The 17895-nt window shown below is 74.9% G+C and carries 11 protein-coding genes and 1 tRNA gene; all 12 read right to left on the bottom strand.

Annotated features, from left to right (window positions below):
* Positions 1 to 163: 163 nt before the first annotated feature.
* Positions 164 to 240 (bottom strand) — tRNA-Thr (locus ACFY0X_RS12350).
* Positions 241 to 321: 81 nt separating this feature from the next.
* Entirely contained in the window at positions 322 to 972 is a 651-nt protein-coding gene (leuE, locus tag ACFY0X_RS12345; RefSeq protein WP_387752625.1) for a leucine efflux protein LeuE, read from the bottom strand.
* Positions 973 to 1079: 107 nt separating this feature from the next.
* Positions 1080 to 2759 (bottom strand): alpha/beta hydrolase, encoded by a 1680-nt coding sequence (locus ACFY0X_RS12340; RefSeq protein WP_387752623.1) that lies wholly within the window; start codon positions 2757 to 2759, stop codon positions 1080 to 1082.
* Positions 2760 to 2936: 177 nt separating this feature from the next.
* Positions 2937 to 4112, bottom strand: coding sequence for a hypothetical protein (locus ACFY0X_RS12335; RefSeq protein WP_387752621.1), 1176 nt, complete (start codon positions 4110 to 4112; stop codon positions 2937 to 2939).
* 384 nt (positions 4113 to 4496) lie between these two features.
* Positions 4497 to 5708 (bottom strand): DNA polymerase III subunit delta', encoded by a 1212-nt coding sequence (locus ACFY0X_RS12330; protein WP_387753179.1) that lies wholly within the window; start codon positions 5706 to 5708, stop codon positions 4497 to 4499.
* A 320-nt stretch (positions 5709 to 6028) separates the two neighbouring features.
* Positions 6029 to 9637 (bottom strand): dTMP kinase, encoded by a 3609-nt coding sequence (tmk, locus tag ACFY0X_RS12325; RefSeq protein ID WP_387752618.1) that lies wholly within the window; start codon positions 9635 to 9637, stop codon positions 6029 to 6031.
* Positions 9638 to 9897: 260 nt separating this feature from the next.
* Positions 9898 to 12768 carry a type I DNA topoisomerase gene (gene topA, locus ACFY0X_RS12320; protein ID WP_387752616.1) on the bottom strand — a complete coding sequence of 957 codons (2871 nt, stop codon included), beginning with the start codon at positions 12766 to 12768 and terminating at the stop codon, positions 9898 to 9900.
* A 442-nt stretch (positions 12769 to 13210) separates the two neighbouring features.
* Positions 13211 to 13669: a DUF3592 domain-containing protein gene (locus ACFY0X_RS12315; RefSeq protein WP_387752613.1), complete on the bottom strand. Its 459-nt coding sequence runs from the start codon at positions 13667 to 13669 to the stop codon at positions 13211 to 13213.
* 228 nt (positions 13670 to 13897) lie between these two features.
* Positions 13898 to 15430 (bottom strand): methyltransferase, encoded by a 1533-nt coding sequence (locus ACFY0X_RS12310; RefSeq protein ID WP_387752610.1) that lies wholly within the window; start codon positions 15428 to 15430, stop codon positions 13898 to 13900.
* A 302-nt stretch (positions 15431 to 15732) separates the two neighbouring features.
* The gene (locus ACFY0X_RS12305) at positions 15733 to 16518 is read right to left on the bottom strand and encodes a hypothetical protein (protein WP_387752608.1); all 786 of its coding nucleotides are present in this window, start codon (positions 16516 to 16518) and stop codon (positions 15733 to 15735) included.
* A gap of 450 nt (positions 16519 to 16968) precedes the next feature.
* Entirely contained in the window at positions 16969 to 17388 is a 420-nt protein-coding gene (locus ACFY0X_RS12300; RefSeq protein WP_387752605.1) for an ATP-binding protein, read from the bottom strand.
* A 159-nt stretch (positions 17389 to 17547) separates the two neighbouring features.
* On the bottom strand, positions 17548 to 17889 hold the full coding sequence (gene bldG, locus ACFY0X_RS12295) for an anti-sigma factor antagonist BldG (RefSeq protein WP_030240921.1): 342 nt from the start codon (positions 17887 to 17889) through the stop codon (positions 17548 to 17550).
* Between the last annotated feature and the right edge of the window lie 6 nt (positions 17890 to 17895).

Raw genomic sequence — 17895 nt, 5'->3', positions numbered from 1 at the left:
CGGACCTGCTCCCCAGTGGTCGCCGACGCCGCAAAGGTTGCCGCGCGCCGGAAGAATTCTCGCCCCTGCCGCTCCGACGCCGAGCACGCCGCTCCCCGGCTCGGGATCCAAGGCCGACCAAAACAAGAAACCCCAGGTCAGAGGGCTGACCTGGGGTTTCACATGGAGCCGCCTGCGGGATTCGAACCCGCGACCTACGCATTACGAGTGCGTTGCTCTGGCCAACTGAGCTAAGGCGGCACCGCTGCCGTGTGTGGTGGCAACGCGGGCCAGTCTACACAGGTTCGCGGGTGATCCGTAACGGGGTGGTGGGGGCGGTGGTCAGGCGGAGGAGACGGCGAGTTTGGCGGCGAAGCCGGCGAAGAGGACGGCGACGCCGCTGGTGAGGGTGGCGGAGAGGCGCTTGCGGCGGCGGAAGGCGGTGGCGAGGGTGGTGCCCGCGAAGATCAGGAGGGAGAGGTAGAGGAAGCTGAAGGTCTGGAGGATGCCGCCGAGGAGGACGAAGGAGAGGGCGGGCTGCCCGTAGGAGGGGTCGACGAACTGGGTGAAGAAGGAGAGCAGGAAGAGGATCGCCTTCGGGTTGAGCAGGCTGATCACCAGGGCGCGGCGGAAGGGGTTCTCGGTCGATTCGGCAGCCGCTTCGGCGGTGGGGTCGGCCGCGGTGCGGCGTTCGCGCCAGAGCTGGCGGGCGGCGCGGAGCATGCCGTAGCCGATCCAGAGCAGGTAGGCGGCGCCGCCGAACTTGACCACCGCGAAGACCGCCGGGTTGGCCTTGAGCAGGGAGGCCGCGCCCAGCGAGGTGAGGCTGATCAGGGTGAGGTCGCCGATGAAGACGCCGGCCGCCGCCCGGTAGCCGGTGCGGATGCCCTTGCGGGCCGCGACGGACAGGACGTACAGGGAGTTGGGGCCGGGCAGCAGGATGATGACGAGGGCGCCGAGGACGTACGTCGCCAGGTCGTTGACTCCGAGCACGATGGGCTCCGGTGCAGGGGAGGGTGGCAGGGGGCGCTCATCGTAACGTCGCACCGGTGATCGGTTGAAGTGAAAACCACCAGTCGGACACCCGGCTCCAGGCCGCCCTACCGCTCGCAGCGCTTGCCCTGCTCCGGGGCCTCCCCGGTCAGCAGGAAGCGGTTCACCGCGCCGTCCACGCAGGTGTTGTGGCGGCCGTACGCGGTGTGGCCGTCGCCGTCGAAGGTGAGCAGACGGCCGGACTCCAGCTGACCGGCCAGCGACCGGGCCCAGGCGTACGGGGTGGCCGGGTCGCGTGTGGTGCCGATGACGACGATCGGGGCGGCCCCGGCGGCCCGGATGGTGTGCGCCGCGCCGGTGGCGCGGACCGGCCAGTAGGCGCAGGTCAGGGCCATCCAGGCCATGTCGCGCCCGAAGTGCGGCGAGACCCGCTCGAACTCCGGCACCGCTCGCTGGACGTCCTCCGGCCCGGTGAACGGAGCGGGTAGGTCGAGGCAGTTCACCGCGGTGTTGGCGAACATCAGGTTGGGGTACGAGCCGTCCGCCTCGCGCCCGTAGTAGTCGTCGGAGAGCTTCAGCAGGCCGGTGCCGTCGCCGGCCTCGGCGGCGGCGAGCGCGGTGCGCAGCTCCGGCCACAGGAAGTCGGCGTACATGGCCTGGATGACGCCGGTGGTCGCCTGGGACTCGGTGAGCCGGCGGCCGCCGTCGGTGGTGGGCAGCGGGGCGGTGCGGACGCCCGCGAACAGGGCGGTGAGCTGCTCGCCGACCTGCTGCTCGGTGCGGCCGAGCGGGCAGTCCTCGCGCGTGGCGCAGTCCTGGGCGAAGGCGGTCCAGGCGGTCTCGAAGCCGCCCGCCTGGGTCCGGTTGCCGGTGACGGAGTCGAGCGCCGGGTCCATCGCGCCGTCCAGCACCAGTCGTCCGACCCGGCCGGGGAACAGCCCGGCGTAGGTGGCGCCGAGGAAGGTGCCGTAGGACTTGCCGACGTAGTTCAGCTTCTCGTCGCCGAGCAGGGCCCGCAGCACGTCCATGTCGCGGGCGCCCTCGACGGTGCTGAGGTGGCCGAGCGCCGCCCCGGCCTGCTTCCGGCAGCCCTCGGCGAACTCCTTGTCGGCCGCGATCAGCGCGTCGATGCCGCGCTGGTCGCCGGGGGTCAGGTCGACGGTGGTGTAGGCGTCCATCCGGTCGCCGGTCAGGCAGTTGACGGGGTTGCTGCGGCCCACCCCGCGCGGGTCCAGGCCGACCAGGTCGTAACCGGCCCGCACCCCGCGGTCGTACGTCCGGGCGGCGGCCTCCAGGTACTCGATCGCCGAGCCGCCGGGCCCGCCCGGGTTGAGCAGCAGGGAGCCGAGCCGTGTGCCCGGGGAGGCGGAGGCGGGAGGGGAGGCAGCATCGGCAGGGGAGGCGGAGGAGTCGGGGACGGACGGCTCCGCCGTCGCGCGGGCGGCCGCCAGGGTGAGGTCGCCGTCCCCCGGGTGGTCGTACTCCAGCGGAACCCGGAACGTCGTGCACTCGAACCCGCCGTCGCACGGCTGCCAGGCCAGGCGTTGCGCGTAGTACGGCGCGAGCGCGGCCGGGACGGCGGCGGGCAGCGGCTCCAGCGGGGTGGCTGCCGCCGGGGCCGAGGGCGCGACGGGAGCGGCCGAGGGCGAGGAGGACGCCTTCGCCGCCCCGGACGGATCGGCGCTGCAGCCGCCCGCCAGCAGCCCCGCGACGACCAGCGCCGCGGCCAGCGCGCGTGCCTGCGCCCGAGTCCGTGCCTGTGTCTGTGCCCGCCCGACGGCCCTCATCCGTCACCTCTCCGCAATCGACCAGCACGTGAGCAACCGGGGGAAACAACCGGGAACAACCGGAGGAACGACCCGAGGAACAACCGGTGGATCAACTCCCGAGAGCACCCGGAGGAAACGCCGCTGCCCGGCACCCGCCCCGGGGTACCGGGCAGCGTAGCGCCGCCGGAGCGGCGCTCAGGACGCCTTGGCCAGTGCCTCGGCCAGGTACTGCGCCGCCTGCCGGACCAGCCGCAGCCGCTCCCGGTCGGGGGTGTAGTCCTGCACGTTGTCCGAGATCCGCACGTCGGCCTTGGCCGCCGCTCCGGGCCCAGCCTTCAGCGCGGCCTGGAGTTTGCGGGCCGCGTCCAGCCCGGCGGAGTCCGACCTGGCGGCCGCCAGCAGCAGCCTGGCCGCGCTGCCGGCCGGGGCCTCGGCGCCGGTCTGGGTGAGCGCGGTGGCGTCGTACCGGCCGGAGACCGCCGCGGCCGCCCCGTACAGGTCCGGCCGGGACAGCCCGGCGGCCGCCGCACAGGGCGCACCGCCGTCGACGCCGAGGGTGCCCCAGGAGGCCGGGCCGGGCGGCAGGGCGCGGAAGGAGGCCGCGATGGTGGCGCGCAGCGTCGCGTCGTCGGCGACGGCGGCCGGGGCTGCGGCGACCAGCTCGCAGGGGTGCGCGGTGCCGTTCGGCGCCTCGGGGGCGACCAGGATGAAGGGTCGGGTCTTGCCGGTCTGGAGAGCCGAACCGATGCCCTCGAAGACGTCGGGGACCTCGGAGTCGGCGGTCTTCTGAGGCGTGGCGGCCTGCATCACGACGACCGGGAAGCGGGCGTTCGGCTCCTTGGAGTACTGGGGCGGGAGCCAGACCCGGATGTTGCGGGGGCGGCCGTCGGGGCCGAGCACGGCGGACTGGAGCAGCTCACCACCCCCGGGGTGGCCGACGCTGTCGAAGCGGCTGGCCACGACCGGAGCGCTGGTGGGAGCGGACACAACGGCGGGAGCAGCGGCTGCGGCTGCAGCGGCTGCCGATTCGGCGCCTGCGGGCGGCGCCGCCTGCTGCTGGCGGGCCGCCTCCCCCGAATCGGCCCCGGCGCCCGCGGCCGAGTCCACGACCGGCTCCGCCCGGTCCGGCTCCTGGGCGTCCCGGCCGAGGCCGCCGAAGGCGCCGAACGCGGTGAGCACGGTCAGCGCGGTGACGCACACCCCGCAGACCATCGCGCCGCCCGCCCGCAGCAGCATCGGCCAGCGGTCGCCGGCCAGCTCGTAGGTCTCGGCGGCGCGCAGGTCGCGCCAGCGCTGGCGGGCCCCCCGGGCCAGCCAGACCCCGCCGAGGGCGGCGGCCAGCAGGGGGATGACGAGGAGCGAACGAACCACGGGACGCACCACCTCTGGAGGGGGCCGCGCCGAACCGGAACCGGCGCGTGCGGGAGGCGACCGCCCCCATAGCGGGCGCAGTCGGCCCCCAGCGTGCACACCGGGCGCGCGGTCACACGACGGTGTGCCCGGCGAGTGTCGCCCGTTCACTCGAAGGGGGGACGTCCCTCGCTCCGGGAGGCCTACGGGCTCGCCCGCTGAAGGGCACCGCCCGGTGGAGCGCACCGCTTGGTGGAACCCCCGGTGGAACCGCGCCCGGCACAGCGGGCCGGCCCTCGGAACGCATGACGAGCGGGCGACCGAGCGAGCGACGGAACAGCCCTCGGACAGACGCCCCGGCCCGACGCCAGGACGCCCCGGCCCGAGGCCCGGACCGTCCGGCACTCAGCCCGCGCGCAGCGCCACCGTCATGGCCTCGACCGCCAGCAGCGGGTCCACGTTGCGGTCCAGCGCCTGGCGGCACGCCAGCACCGCCTCGATCCGGCGCAGCGTGCTCTCCGCCGGACCGGCCTGGGCCACCCGGTTCAGCGCCTGCCGCTGGTCCTCGTTGGCGAGCGCGCCGGTGGAGCCGAGCTGGATGGCGAGCACATCCCGGTAGAAGCCCAGCAGGTCGAGCAGGGCGACGCCGAGGGTCTCCCGGCGGGTGCGGGTGGCGCGGCTCTTCTGCCGCTTCTCCAGCTCCTTGACCGCGCCGGCCATGCCGCGCGGTGCCTTGCTGCCCTCGGCGGCGCCGTAGGCGGCCTTGAGGTCGTCGGTCTCCTTGGCGTCCTGGGTCTCGGCGAGCGCCTCGGCGTCGGCCTTGGCGGTGTCGACCAGGCGCTGGGCGGCGGTCAGGCAGCCGCCGATGTCGCCGATCTCCAGCGGGATGCGCAGCACCTCCGTCCGCCGCGTCCGGGCCTGCTCGTCGACGGCGAGGCGGCGCGAGCGCTCGATGTCGCCCTGCCCGGCGAGCGCGGCCAGTCGGGCCGTCTCCGGGTCCACCCCGTCGCGGCGGACCAGGGTGTCGGCGACCGCCTCGGCCGCCGGTGTGCGCAGCACCAGCAGGCGGCAGCGCGAGCGGATGGTCGGCAGCACGTCCTGGACGGAGGGGGCGCAGAGCAGCCAGACGGTGCGCGGGGAGGGCTCCTCCACGCCCTTGAGCAGCGCGTTCGCGGCGGCCTCGGTGAGCCGGTGGGCGGCGTCCACCAGGATCACCGACCAGCGGCCGCCGGTCGGGTAGCTGGAGGCGCGCATCACCAGGTCGCGCATGTCGCCGACGCCGATGGAGAGGCCGTCGGTCCGGACGTACTTCACGTCGGCGTGGCTGCCGGCCAGCACGGTGTGGCAGCCGTCGCAGAACCCGCAGCCGGGCGTGCCGCCGAGCGCGAGGTCGGGGCTGGTGCACTGGAGGGCGGCGGCGAAGGCGCGGGCGGCGGTGACCTGCCCGGCGCCGGGCGGGCCGGTGAACAGCCAGGCGTGCGTCATCAGGGAGGCGTTCGCGCCCTCGACCGGGACGGCCCCGCGACCGGCCTCGACCGTCGCCCCGGCCGCCCGGGCGGCGGCGGTCAGCTGCTCGACCACCCGCTCCTGGCCCACCAGGTCGTCCCAGACGGCCACTGCTGCTCCCAAGCTCCGTACGGCAGCGCTCCCGGCGCCTCTTCCCCGCCGTCGAGCATACGTCGCCGCTCCGACACCCACTGCTCCGTCCGGGTCACGGCGAACGGGGCGGCCCGGTCCCCAGGCCCTGGCCGCGACGTCCCAGGCCCAGGCCCAGGCCCAGGCCCAGGCCCAGGCCCAGGCCCAGGCCCAGGCCCGAGGCTCCCGCCCCGAGGCGACGGACCTCCGCCGACCGGCCTTCCCCGACGGACGGCCCACCCGACGAAACGCGGCGGCGCCGCCGGGGACCTGCCCCGACGGCGCCGCACACGCGTGTCCGGTCAGCCCCGGCGGCCCCAGCGACGGCCCTTGCCCTTGCCGTCGCCCTTGTCCTGGGCGTCCCCGCGTCCCTCGGGACGCTCCGCGCCGGCCTGCGGGCCGCCGTACGGACCCGACTGGCCCTGGCCGCCGCGCTCCCAGTGCGTCCACTCGTCGTGCGAGCCGAGCAGGGTGTCGGTGAGGCTCGGCAGGTCGTCCAGCGGCGTCTCCTCGGCCCACTCCGGCCGCGGCCGCTCGGTGCCCGACTGCGTCTTGGGCTCCGGCTCGGCAGCCGGCTCCGCGCCGACCACCGGCAGCTCGCGGGTGCTGTCCACCGGCTCCGCCCGCCGCGGGCCCTGGGCCGGTCGGCCCTCGGTACGGCCCTCGGTACGGCTCTGGGCACGGCCCTCGGTACGAGCGTCGGCACGACCCGGCTCGATCCGAGGCAGCACCTCGGTCCGGTCGGTCTCCGCCGGAATCGTCGGCAGCACGGCCGTCTCGTCCACCGCCGAGGCCGGTACCACCGGCAGCTTGGCGGTCTCGTCGACCGATCCGGCAGCCCCGCCGGCGGCCCGGCGCGCCTCAGCGGCCTTTCGTGCCTCGACGGCCTCCGCGGCCCGGACGGCCGCCTGCCGGTCCCGCGGCGACAGCTCGCGCGTCGCCTCGTCCCCGAGCCCGCCCGAAGAAGCCTGCCCCGGAGTCTGCCCGGACGTCTGTCCAGCCGCCTGCCCCGCCGCCTGTGCCGACGGCCCCGACGGCCGCGACGGCGCCTGCGAGGCATCCCGCGGAGCGTCCGCCGGAGAAGCGTCCCGGACCGCCCGCAGCTCCGTGGTCACGGCATCCCCGGCCGTCCCCCCGGAAGCCGGGCCCGAACCCGTACCCGGAGCAGAATCCGGAACAGCGCCCGGCCGCCCCTCGGCCCGGTCCTCCGCCGACTCCGCCGCCGCAGCCGCGGCCGCGAGCGCGGCGGCCTGCGCCAGCCGCGCCTCCTCGGCCCGCTGGAGCGCCTCCTCCGCCCGGCGGCGCTGCTCCTCGCGGGCGAGCTCGCGCTGCCGCTGGAGCTCGGCCTGGGCAGCCGCCTCGTCGGCGATCCGCTTGCGCTCGGCGGCCTCCGCGGCCAGCCGGGCCTCCTCGGCGGCGCGGCGCTCGGCCTCCTGCTCGGCGCGGCGCTTCGCCTCCTCCTCCGCCCGGCGGCGGGCTTCCTCCTCGGCCTTGCGCCGGGCCTCGGCGGCGGCCCGCTCGGCCTCCTCCTTGGCCAGCCGCTCCTTCTCCTCCTGCTCGGCCCGCAGCTGCGCCAGCACCTCCTGCCGCTTGCGCTCGGCGGCCTCCTCCTCGGCCTTCCTGCGGGCCTCCTCGGCGGCGCGGCGCTCGGCCTCCTCCTTGGCCAGCCGCTCCTGCTCGGCGCGGGCGGCCTTCTCCTGCTCGGAGAGCGGCAGCTCGCGGTCGAGCCGGTGCCGGATGGCGGTGGTGACGGAACCGGGGGCCTGGCTGCCGTCCACGACCAGGTAGCGCGCCGGGTCGGCGGCGGCGAGGGCGAGGAAGCCGGCCCGGACCCGCTGGTGGAACTCGGTGGGCTCGGACTCCAGCCGGTCCAGCGCCTCGGTGAAGCGCTCGCGGGCCCTGGTCGGGTCGACGTCCAGGACGACGGTCAGGTCGGGCAGCAGCCCTCCGGTGGCCCAGCGGGAGATCCGGGCGACCTCGGTCGCGGCCAGGTCGCGCCCGGCGCCCTGGTAGGCGATGGAGGAGTCCATGTACCGGTCGGTGATCACCACCGCGCCGCGGGCGAGGGCCGGGCGGATGACGTTCTCGACGTGCTCGGCGCGGTCGGCGGCGTAGATCAGCGCCTCGGCGCGGTGCGACAGGCCGGTGTTGCCGACGTCCAGGACGAGGCCGCGCAGCCGCTGGCCGACCGGGCTGCCGCCGGGCTCGCGGGTGAGCACGACCTCGTGCCCCTTGCCGCGGATCCACTCGGCGAGCGCCTGGGCCTGGGTGGACTTGCCGGCGCCGTCGCCGCCCTCCAGGGCGATGAAGAAGCCGGTGCCCGCGCCCCGGTGCGGCACCGGGCCGCCCGGGCCGCGCACCGAGTCCACCAGGTCCCGGATGAACGGCGCGGTGCCGCGCCGGTCGTCGGTGCGCAGCAGCACGACCGCGGCGAGCACCAGTGTGAGCAGCCCGGAGGTCGCGACGGCCAGGGCCGCGCCGCCGTGGATGAAGGTGAAGGAGCCGGGCTCGACGGTGCCGTACTCGACGTCCCCGTAGCCGGCGGCGATCAACGGGACGGCGACCAGCGCGGCGGCGACCACGGCCCGGAGCACCGCGAACAGGTGCTCGGTGACCTTCGGCAGCCGGGCCTCCTCGACCTCCTGGGCGAGCAGCGTGCGCCCGGCCGAGACCACGATCCCGGCGGCCAGGCCGGCCAGCACGGTGAGCAGCAGGACCAGCACGAAGTCCAGCACCAGCCCGGCCAGGATCAGCGCGACGCCCTGGGTGAGCAGCGCCAGCGCGAGCAGCCGGCGGCGGGACAGCGAGGGCAGCGTGGCCCGGGTGAGCCGGGCGCCCAGGGCGGGCGCCCCGGTGGCGGCGAGCACCAGCAGGCCGTAGCCGATCGGCCCGGCGCGGTGCTCGGCGGCGGTGAGCAGCGCGAGCGCGGCGACGCCCGCCATCGCGGCGTAGCCGGCCGCGACGGCGAAGGTGAAGTACGGGGCGCTGCCGGTGCGGCCCTTGCCCAGCGCGGGGCCGGGGGCGGCGTCGGTCGGGGCGCGCAGGCCCTGGAACGGGGAGACCGGGGCGACGGACACCGGGCCCCCGGGCAGCTGCTGGAGGTAGCCGCGGACCGCCGAGGCGGCGAACAGCCCGGCCGCGCCGAGCGCCGCGAAGGTGAGCTGGTGGGCGCGGAGCCAGTCGGAGCCGAGGGCCGCGGCGATGTTGTTGAGCAGGGTGAAGGCCACCAGGCAGACGGCGCCGAGCGGCACGGTGACCCAGCCGGTGAAGCGGTCGATGCCCCGGACGCTCTCCAGGTTGGCCGCGGCCGGACGCTGCTCGGCGGCCGGGGCGTACGGGTCGGCCGGCGGCAGCAGGCCCGGGACGGCGGCGGCCTTGGCCATCCCCCAGACCCGCTCGGCGGCACCGGTCAGGAACACGGTGGCGAGCAGGACGTAGGCGGCGGCCCCGGAGGGCTTGGCGGTGGAGCCCAGCCAGACGCTCCACCAGGGCGCGAGGCCGATCAGCAGGGCGCGCAGCACGTCGGCGCCGAACAGCGTCCAGCGCCGGTCCAGCTTGCCGGCCACCAGCCGGTGCACCGGTCCGAGCAGCGCCACGCCGACCAGGCCGGTGGCCAGCACCCGGACGGCGAGGACCGCGGCAAGGGCGAAGGCGAGGCTGCGCGGCGGGCTGCCGAACCGGCCGCCCTCGGCGGCGGCGATCACGGTGAGCGCGAGCAGCACCAGCAGGCCGAGCCGGTCGGCGGTGCCGCCGATCAGCTGGGTGGTCCACAGGCGCCGGTAGGCACGTGTCCGCAGCAGCGCCCGGGCCCGGTCCATCGGAGTCCCGGCGGGCGCGACCTCGGGCAGGTCGGACGCCCAGGCTCTGGCGGCCGGGGCGGCGCTGGGGGTGGGCTGCTCCTCGCTCGTCATACGGTCAGCGTAGCGGGCGGGGCTTGGCCGGATTGTGGCGAACGGGCTTCCGGATCCCGCTCATCACCGGGTTGTGACGTTCCCCGCACAGATCCCCGCGCGCATCCGGGCACGCATCACCGCGCGCATCCGCGCACGCGTCCCCAGCACGTCCGGCCCACATCCTCGTGCGCATCCCGGCAAGACCCCCGTCCCACCCCGGACAGCGCTCGGGCCCGCACCCCGGGATCGGGGTGCGGGCCCGCTGTCACCGCCGGGGATCAGCCCTCGTCGGTGGCCGTGGTCTTGCTCGCGGCCGTCTTCTTGGCGGCCGTCTTCTTCGCCGCCGCCGTCTTGGTGGTGGTGGTCTTCTTGGCCGCGGTCTTCTTCGCGGCCGCGGTCTTGGTCGCCGCGGTCTTGGCCGTGGTCGTCTTCTTGGCCGCGGCCTTCTTGGCCGGGGCCTTCTTCGCGGCCTTCTTCACCGGCCCGCGCGCCCGCTTCTCGGCGAGCAGCTCGTACCCGCGCTCCGGCGTGATGGTCTCGACGTCGTCGTCCTTGCGGAGCGTGGCGTTCGTCTCGCCGTCGGTCACGTACGGGCCGAAGCGGCCGTCCTTGACCACCACCGGGCGCTCGCTGACCGGGTCGTTGCCCAGCTCCTTGAGCGGCGGGGCGGCGGCGGCCCGGCCGCGCTGCTTGGGCTGGGCGTAGATCGCCAGCGCCTCGTCGAGGGTGATCGTGAAGAGCTGGTCCTCACTGGTGAGCGAACGGGAGTCGGTGCCGCGCTTGAGGTACGGGCCGTAGCGGCCGTTCTGCGCGGTGATCTCCGCGCCCTCGGGGTCGGTGCCGACCACCCGCGGCAGCGAGAGCAGCCGCAGCGCGTCCTCCAGCGTGACGGTGTCCAGCGACATCGTCTTGAACAGCGAGGCGGTGCGCGGCTTGACCGCGTTCTTGCCGGTCTTCGGCGTGCCCTCGGGCAGGATCTCGGTCACGTACGGGCCGTAGCGGCCGTCCTTGGCGACCAGCATGTTGCCGCTGACCGGGTCCTGGCCGAGCTCGAAGTCGCCGCTGGGCTTGGCCAGCAGTTCCTCGGCCAGCTCGACGGTGAGCTCGTCCGGCGGCAGCTCGTCCGGGATGTCGGCGCGCTGGCCGGGCTCGCCCTCGACCGCCGAGGCGCGCTCGACGTACGGGCCGTAGCGGCCGACCCGCAGGGTGATGTCGTCGCTGACCCTGAACGAGCTGATCTCCCGGGCGTCGATCGCGCCGAGGTCGGTGACCAGTTCCTTCAGGCCGCCCAGGTGGTCGCCGTCGCCGTTGCCGGCCTCGGCGGCACCGCCTGCGGCGTGGCCCTCGCCCTCGCCGAAGTAGAAGCGCTTCAGCCACGGCACGGACTGCGCCTCACCGGCGGCGATCCGGTCGAGGTCGTCCTCCATCTTGGCGGTGAAGTCGTAGTCGACCAGCCGGCCGAAGTGCTTCTCCAGCAGGTTGACCACGGCGAAGGAGAGGAACGACGGGACGAGCGCCGTCCCCTTCTTGAAGACGTACCGGCGCTGGATGATCGTGTCGATGATCGACGCGTAGGTGGAGGGGCGGCCGATCTCCCGGTCCTCCAGCTCCTTGACCAGCGAGGCCTCGGTGTAGCGGGCCGGCGGCTTGGTGGCGTGGCCCTCCGGGGTGATCCGCTCGGCGGCCAGCGGGTCGCCCTGGGCGACCTGCGGCAGCCGGCGCTCGCGGTCGTCGAGTTCGGCGTTCGGGTCGTCGGCGCCCTCGACGTAGGCCTTGAGGAAGCCGTGGAAGGTGATGATCTTGCCGGAGGCGGAGAACTCGACGTCCCGGCCGTCGGCGGAGGTGCCGCCGACCCGGACGGTGACGGACTGGCCGACCGCGTCCTTCATCTGGGAGGCGACGGTGCGCATCCAGATCAGCTCGTACAGCCGGAAGTCGTCACCGGTCAGACCGGTCTCGGCGGGGGTGCGGAAGCGGTCGCCGGACGGGCGGACGGCCTCGTGCGCCTCCTGCGCGTTCTTGACCTTGCTGGCGTAGGTGCGCGGCGCGTCCGGCAGGTAGTCGGCGCCGTACAGCTGGGTGACCTGGGCCCGAGCGGCGGAGACCGCGGTGTCCGACAGCGTGGTGGAGTCGGTGCGCATATAGGTGATGAAGCCGTTCTCGTACAGCTTCTGGGCCACCTGCATGGTCCGCTTGGCGCCGAAGCCCAGCTTGCGGCTGGCCTCCTGCTGGAGCGTGGTGGTGCGGAACGGCGCGTACGGCGAGCGGCGGTACGGCTTGGACTCGACGCTGCGGACCGCGAACGCCGTCTGCTCCAGGGCGGCGGCCAGCTGACGGGCCGCCTGCTCGTCCAGGTGCAGGGTGTTCGCGCTGGCGGCCTTCAGCCGGCCGTCCTGGCCGAAGTCGCGGCCGCTGGCGATCCGCTTGCCGTCGACGGAGGCCAGCCGGGCGCCGAAGGTCTCCGGGTTCGCGGCGTCGGCCGGGGTGCGGCCGGTGCCGAAGGTGCCGACCAGGTCCCAGTACGAGGCGGTGCGGAAGGCCATCCGCTCGCGCTCGCGCTCGACCACCAGCCGGGTCGCGACGGACTGCACGCGGCCCGCCGACAGCTTCGGCATGACCTTCTTCCACAGCACCGGCGAGACCTCGAAGCCGTACAGCCGGTCGAGGATGCGGCGGGTCTCCTGGGCGTCGACCAGGCGCTGGTTGAGCTCGCGCGGGTTGGCCACGGCCTCCTGGATCGCCGACTTGGTGATCTCGTGGAACACCATGCGGTGCACCGGCACCTTGGGCTTGAGCACCTGCTGGAGGTGCCACGCGATGGCCTCGCCCTCGCGGTCCTCATCGGTGGCGAGGAAGAGCTCGTCGGACTCCGCGAGCAGCGACTTCAACTTGCTGACCTGGGACTTCTTGTCCGCGTTGACCACGTAGATCGGCGCGAAGTCGTGATCGACGTCCACCCCGAGACGGCGTACCTCGCCGGTGTACTTGTCCGGCACCTCGGCCGCGGTGCTGGGGAGGTCGCGGATGTGCCCGACGCTCGCCTCGACGATGTAGCCGGGGCCCAGGTAGCCCTTGATCGTCTTCGCCTTGGCCGGCGACTCGACAATGACGAGTCGCTGTCCGTGCGCGGTCTCGCTGCTCGGGGACACCTTCGCTCTTCTCTCCCGGTCCTTATGTGGCTGGTCGGCGCCGGCAGCACGGGCTGCGCTCCGCCCGACCCCTCCACCGTCCCAGGGCTGCCGCGGCACGACACCCCCACCAGCGGAGTGTGACCGTACCCCGGCCACCCTTGTCAAACGGACTGATCCCGCTTTTTCACTTGCCGGGCTCACCGACGCCACTCGAACGGTAACCCGATGACGGAGGTTCGCGCCCCGCGGAGGGGGGCCTTCGGCAGGTTCCGGAGGATGGAATGACGGATTTCAAGATCTGTCAACGAAAAATCGACGGGCGGCCGCGGGGTGGCGCGAATTCGCCCGGGGGCGCGTTCGGCGGCGGGACGCTCGGTGTCCGCGCGGCGCTCGCTCGGCGCTCGCTCGTCGGGTGGTCGGCGGGCGGTGGTCCGCGGGCGGCGGTGGGCGGGCGTGGGGCTCAGGCGCCGGCCACGGCCAGCAGGCCTGCGCCCGCCGCCAGGCAGCCCACGCCCAGGACGCTCCACAGCAGGTCGACGACGGCCGCCCGGCCGACCTCCCCGGCCGCCAGCACCACCCGGCTCGGATGCCGCGGGTCATAACAGATCCGCACCGGGACACCTGGCGCGAAACGGTCCGGCCGGCGCAGCGGAGTGTGCCCGCGCGGGCGGGCGATCACGAGCCCCGCTATCCCGCACGCGCCGGGGCCGCCGACCGAGGGCGGCACCGAGAAGGAGAGCAGCGGCGCGCTGTCCAGCTGGCCGTGCACGTCGTCCTCGGCCACCACGGTGGCCACCGTCGGCACCCCCCGGTGGCGCACCCGCAGGCGCAGGCTCACTTCCGCGGCGCACCAGAGCAGCAGCACGCCACCGAAGAGGGCGAGCACCGACCCGCCCACCATCGCCGTCGTCGTGTCCACCCCTGGCCCCCGGCTCCCCAGCTCTGTCCACAGCCTGTGGACAGAGCTTCACAGCGGAGAGCCAACGGGAGACAGCCGTCCGGCGGCGGCCGGACGAACCAGGGGGTACGGGCGGGTGAACCGGGCCCGGATCCCGACGGGGTCCGGGCGTCCGGTCAGACCAGCCCGGTCACGACTGACCGGTTTCGACCGGCAGGCTTCGACAAAACCGGCTTCGTCAGACGGGTCTCAGCGGACCGGGTCGATGAAGCCCTGCTCGGTCAGCAGGCGCAGCGACTCCGGCACCCGGTCCCGCAGGACCACCCGGTCCTCGCCGAGCAGCTGCGCGATGGCGTCCACGATCTCGCCCGCCGACAGCGTCCCGTCGCAGACCCCGACGAAGCCGGCCCCCACCGTGTCCACCTTGGTGGCCCTTCGCATGCCGCGGTTGTGACGCAGGATCACGTGCTCGGGGTCCTCCGCGCCCGGCGCGCCGACCTGCTCCTGGACCACCTCGTCGGCCAGCACGTAGCGGGCCGCGAGCAGGCCCGCGTCGTCGTGCGAGCGGAGGAAGTCCTGCCGGTCGAACCAGGTCTCGATGTGCGGGCCGAGCGGCTGCTCCACCGGGTGCGGCCACTCCTCCACCCGGACGGTCGGACGCTCGGCGCCGCTCGCCCGCAGGGTGATCCAGCCCATGCCGATGCCCTCGACCCGGCCCGCCTCGAAGGCGTCCAGCCACTCGCCGTACCGGGCCTGGTAGTCCCCGCCGGGGCCGCGGTGGTCGCCGCCGTCGCGCAGCCACAACTCGGCGTACTGGGCCACGTCCTGGACCTCGCGCTGGACGACCCAGGCGTCCAGGCCGGTGCCCGCGACCCAGCCGGCCAGCCGCTCGTGCCAGTCCTCGCCCTTGACGTGCTGCCAGTTGGCGAGCAGCTGGCAGTAGCCGCCGGGCTCCAGGTGGTCGGCGGCCGAACGGACCAGGCTGCGGCACAGGTCGTCGCCGGCCATGCCGCCGTCGCGGTACGTGAACCGGCCACCCGGCGAGATGACGAACGGCGGGTTGGAGACGATCAGGTCGAACTTCCGCTCCCCGACCGGCTCGAAGAGGCTCCCGGCGGCCACCTCGGTGTTGTCGAAGCCGGACAGCGCCAGCGTCAGCTCGGTGAAGCGCAGCGCGCGCGGGTTGAGGTCGGTGGCGGTGACGGTACCGGCGTGCCGGGCCGCGTGCAGCGCCTGCACGCCGGAGCCCGAACCGAGGTCCAGCGCGGCCCGGACGGGGCGGCGCACGGTGATGTTGGCCAGCGTGGTGGAGGCGCCGCCGACGCCCAGCACCAGGTCCTTGCGGGCCACCCCGTGCGCGGTCTCGCCGGAGCCGATGCCGCCCGCGCCGCCCACCGCGCAGCCCAGGTCGGAGACCACCCAGGCGTCCGAACTGGGCATCCCGGCGACCTCGTTGGCGTACGGCCGGACGTCGACGGTGGCGCGCACCAGATCGCCGTCGGGGCGCAGCCAGCCGTCCGCCAGGCAGTCCTCCACCGGCAGCGCGGCGGCGGCCGCCCGGTACGGGACCGGCTGCTGCAGCAGGAACAGCCGCACCAGCGTCTCCAGCGGACTGCCACCGCGGGTCGCCCGCAGCGCCGGGACCGCCTCGCTGCGGGCCAACGCCGAATAGCCGATGGGCCCGAGCAGGTCCAGGCATCCGTCGGCGGTGAACGAGGCGGCGAGCAGCGCCTCGCGGAACTTGGCGAGACGGGTGGGGTCGAGAACGGGGCTACTGATCACCCCGCCATTGTCCCCCGCCGCCCAGCCCGCGGCCGCCGCTGCGCCCCGCGCCCATCGGACGGAAGCCCGCGCCGCACCGCGCGCCCCCGGAAGCCGCCGTGCGCCGCCCTGGCGGGCGCGCCGAGTCGTTCGGCGGGCCGCCGAGGGCACCGCACCGGCTCCCGCGGGCACCGGCTCCCGGGGACAGCGGCTCCGCGGACGCAGGCCCGCACGGCCGGTTGTCGGGCGGCGCGCGTCGCCCGCCGCTGACGGCTACCGGGGCCGGTGTCAGGGGCGCGCGCGGATCGTCCGGTCCGCCGGGCTCAGCTCGCGCTGGGGGCGGGGGTCTCCGGGGCGGCGGGCGGGGCGGCCGGAGCGGTGGTCGAGCCGGCCGCGGCCGGGCTCGCGCCGTCGGTCGCACCGGGCGCCGGGGTGGCCGCCGGGGCACCCGGGGTGTCGGTGGCACCGGGGGCCGGGGTCGTGCCCGCGCCGCCGGGGGCCGGGGTACTGCTGGCACCGGCACCCGCGCCACCGGTGGTACCGCTGGTCGGGGCCGTGGTCGGGGACGGCTTGCAGCCCTCCTGCTTGGCCATCGCCGCGCCGAGCTCGCCGCGCTGGAGCTTGCTCTGCGCCTGGGTGGAGAGCGAGGCCAGCTGCTGCACCTGGTCGGCCACGCTGCGCAGCCCGTCGGCGAACTTGGCCTGGTCGTTGTTGGGCAGCGCGTCCAGCTTCTTCTGGACCTCCACGTAGCCGTCGGCCGCCTTCTTCAGCTCGTCGACGGTGTCCTTCTGGAGGGTCGCGCCGTCCTTCACCTTGGGCGCCCCGGCCGAGTCGATCGCGGCGGCTATGTCCTGGTTGGTCTTGGCCAGCCGGCCGATGTCCGTGGAGAGCCGCTTCTGCAGGTCGGCCGGAGCCTCGCCGGTCTTCACCTGGCCGGTGTCGGCGAGCGCGCTCTGCGCCTGGGTGATCGGGGCCTTGGCCGCGCCGCAGACGGTCGACGCCCAGGAGTCCAGCTGCTTGCTGTTCTGCTTGCCGTCATCGCCGCAGCCGACGGCACCGAACGCGAGCAGCACGCCGAGGGCGGGTACGGCCAGCAGTCGCTTGTTCACCGGGAGAAGCCTTTCGGTTGCGGTCGTCATCGGTCGTCGAACCTACACGGCCGGTGCCCGTCCCCCGGCTCCCCGGTCCCCGCTGCCCGTTCACGCATGGGGCACCCGTCTCGACACCCCCGACCGGACCGTTCCCGGCCCCCGGGCGTCCCCGCCCGTCGCCCGGAAGGCACCCGCGCGCCGGCTCCAGGGCCCCGCCGGGCCCGGTCCTCGCACGGCATGCTGACGGGCCGGCTGACTGATCGGCCGGTCGGCGGCCGTGGCGAAGTCGGCGCCCTCCCCCGGGCGCCGGCCGAAGAGCCGTGCGGCAGGGCGGCCCGACGCGTCCGCGGTGACGGGGCAGCCGCCAGTGCGGGATAGTCCGCCCGGGCGCATGACGAGGTGCCGGCCTCCTGCTTGGGGCGCGGGCGCACGGGATACGGGGACGGGCGGAAACGCGGAGGCGGAGCCTCAGACCGCGACGGATGGGACCGAAACCGGCCAGCTCATCCGGATCAGGCCACCATCCGCGCCGTTGGTGACCTCCAGGTCCTCGACCAGGCCGGTGATCACGGCGAGGCCCAGGGTGTCCTCGTCCGGCTCGCCGCCCTCGGCGGCGCCGGAGGCCGGGACGGCGGCAGGGCCGGCCTCGTCCTCGACCTCGATGAGGAAACGCTTCTCCTGGTCGGTCAGCGCCACTCGGACGGTGCCGCCGAGGCCGCCGCGCTGGTGCAGTCCGACCGCGCGGGAGCACGCCTCGCCGACCGCGAGCCGTACCTCGTCGAGCACCGACTCGTCGACCCCGGCCCGTCTGGCGACGGCCGCGGCGACCAGTCGGGCCGTCCGCACATGCTCGGGAAGCGCGCTGAATCGAAGTTCGACGGTTGCCATCTCTCCCCCTCGGGGTGCTCCGACCGGGGCCGGACGTCCGGCCCCTGCGGACCGGCGGAACCGGCCCAGAAGCGCCCGGGGGACGCGCCGGGCCACACGGGCCCGGGCACCCGGACGCGATGAACGAGCGGGCCGGCCGCACGGGCCGGCCCGGTCGCGTCAGTCGGTCGCGCTGACCGCGTCGTCCACCGAGGTGTGAATCGGGAAGACCTTGGTCAGGCCGGTGATGCGGAAGATCTTCAGGATGCGCTCCTGGTTGCAGACGAGGCGCAGCGAGCCCTCGTGAGCGCGCACCCGCTTCAGACCGCCCACCAGCACACCGAGGCCGGTCGAGTCGAGGAAGTCAACGCCCTCCATGTCGACGACGAGGTGGTACTTGCCGTCGTTGACGAGCTCGACCAACTGCTCCCGCAGCTTCGGGGCGGTGTACACATCGATCTCGCCGCCAACCTCGACGACCGTACGATCGCCGACTGAACGGGTCGACAGGGACAGGTCCACGGAACC

Source organism: Kitasatospora sp. NPDC001547, from assembly GCF_042894165.1.
GTDB lineage: Bacteria > Actinomycetota > Actinomycetes > Streptomycetales > Streptomycetaceae > Kitasatospora.
Note: the sequence above shows the minus strand (reverse complement) of the source record. Positions and strands in the feature narration are given on the sequence as shown.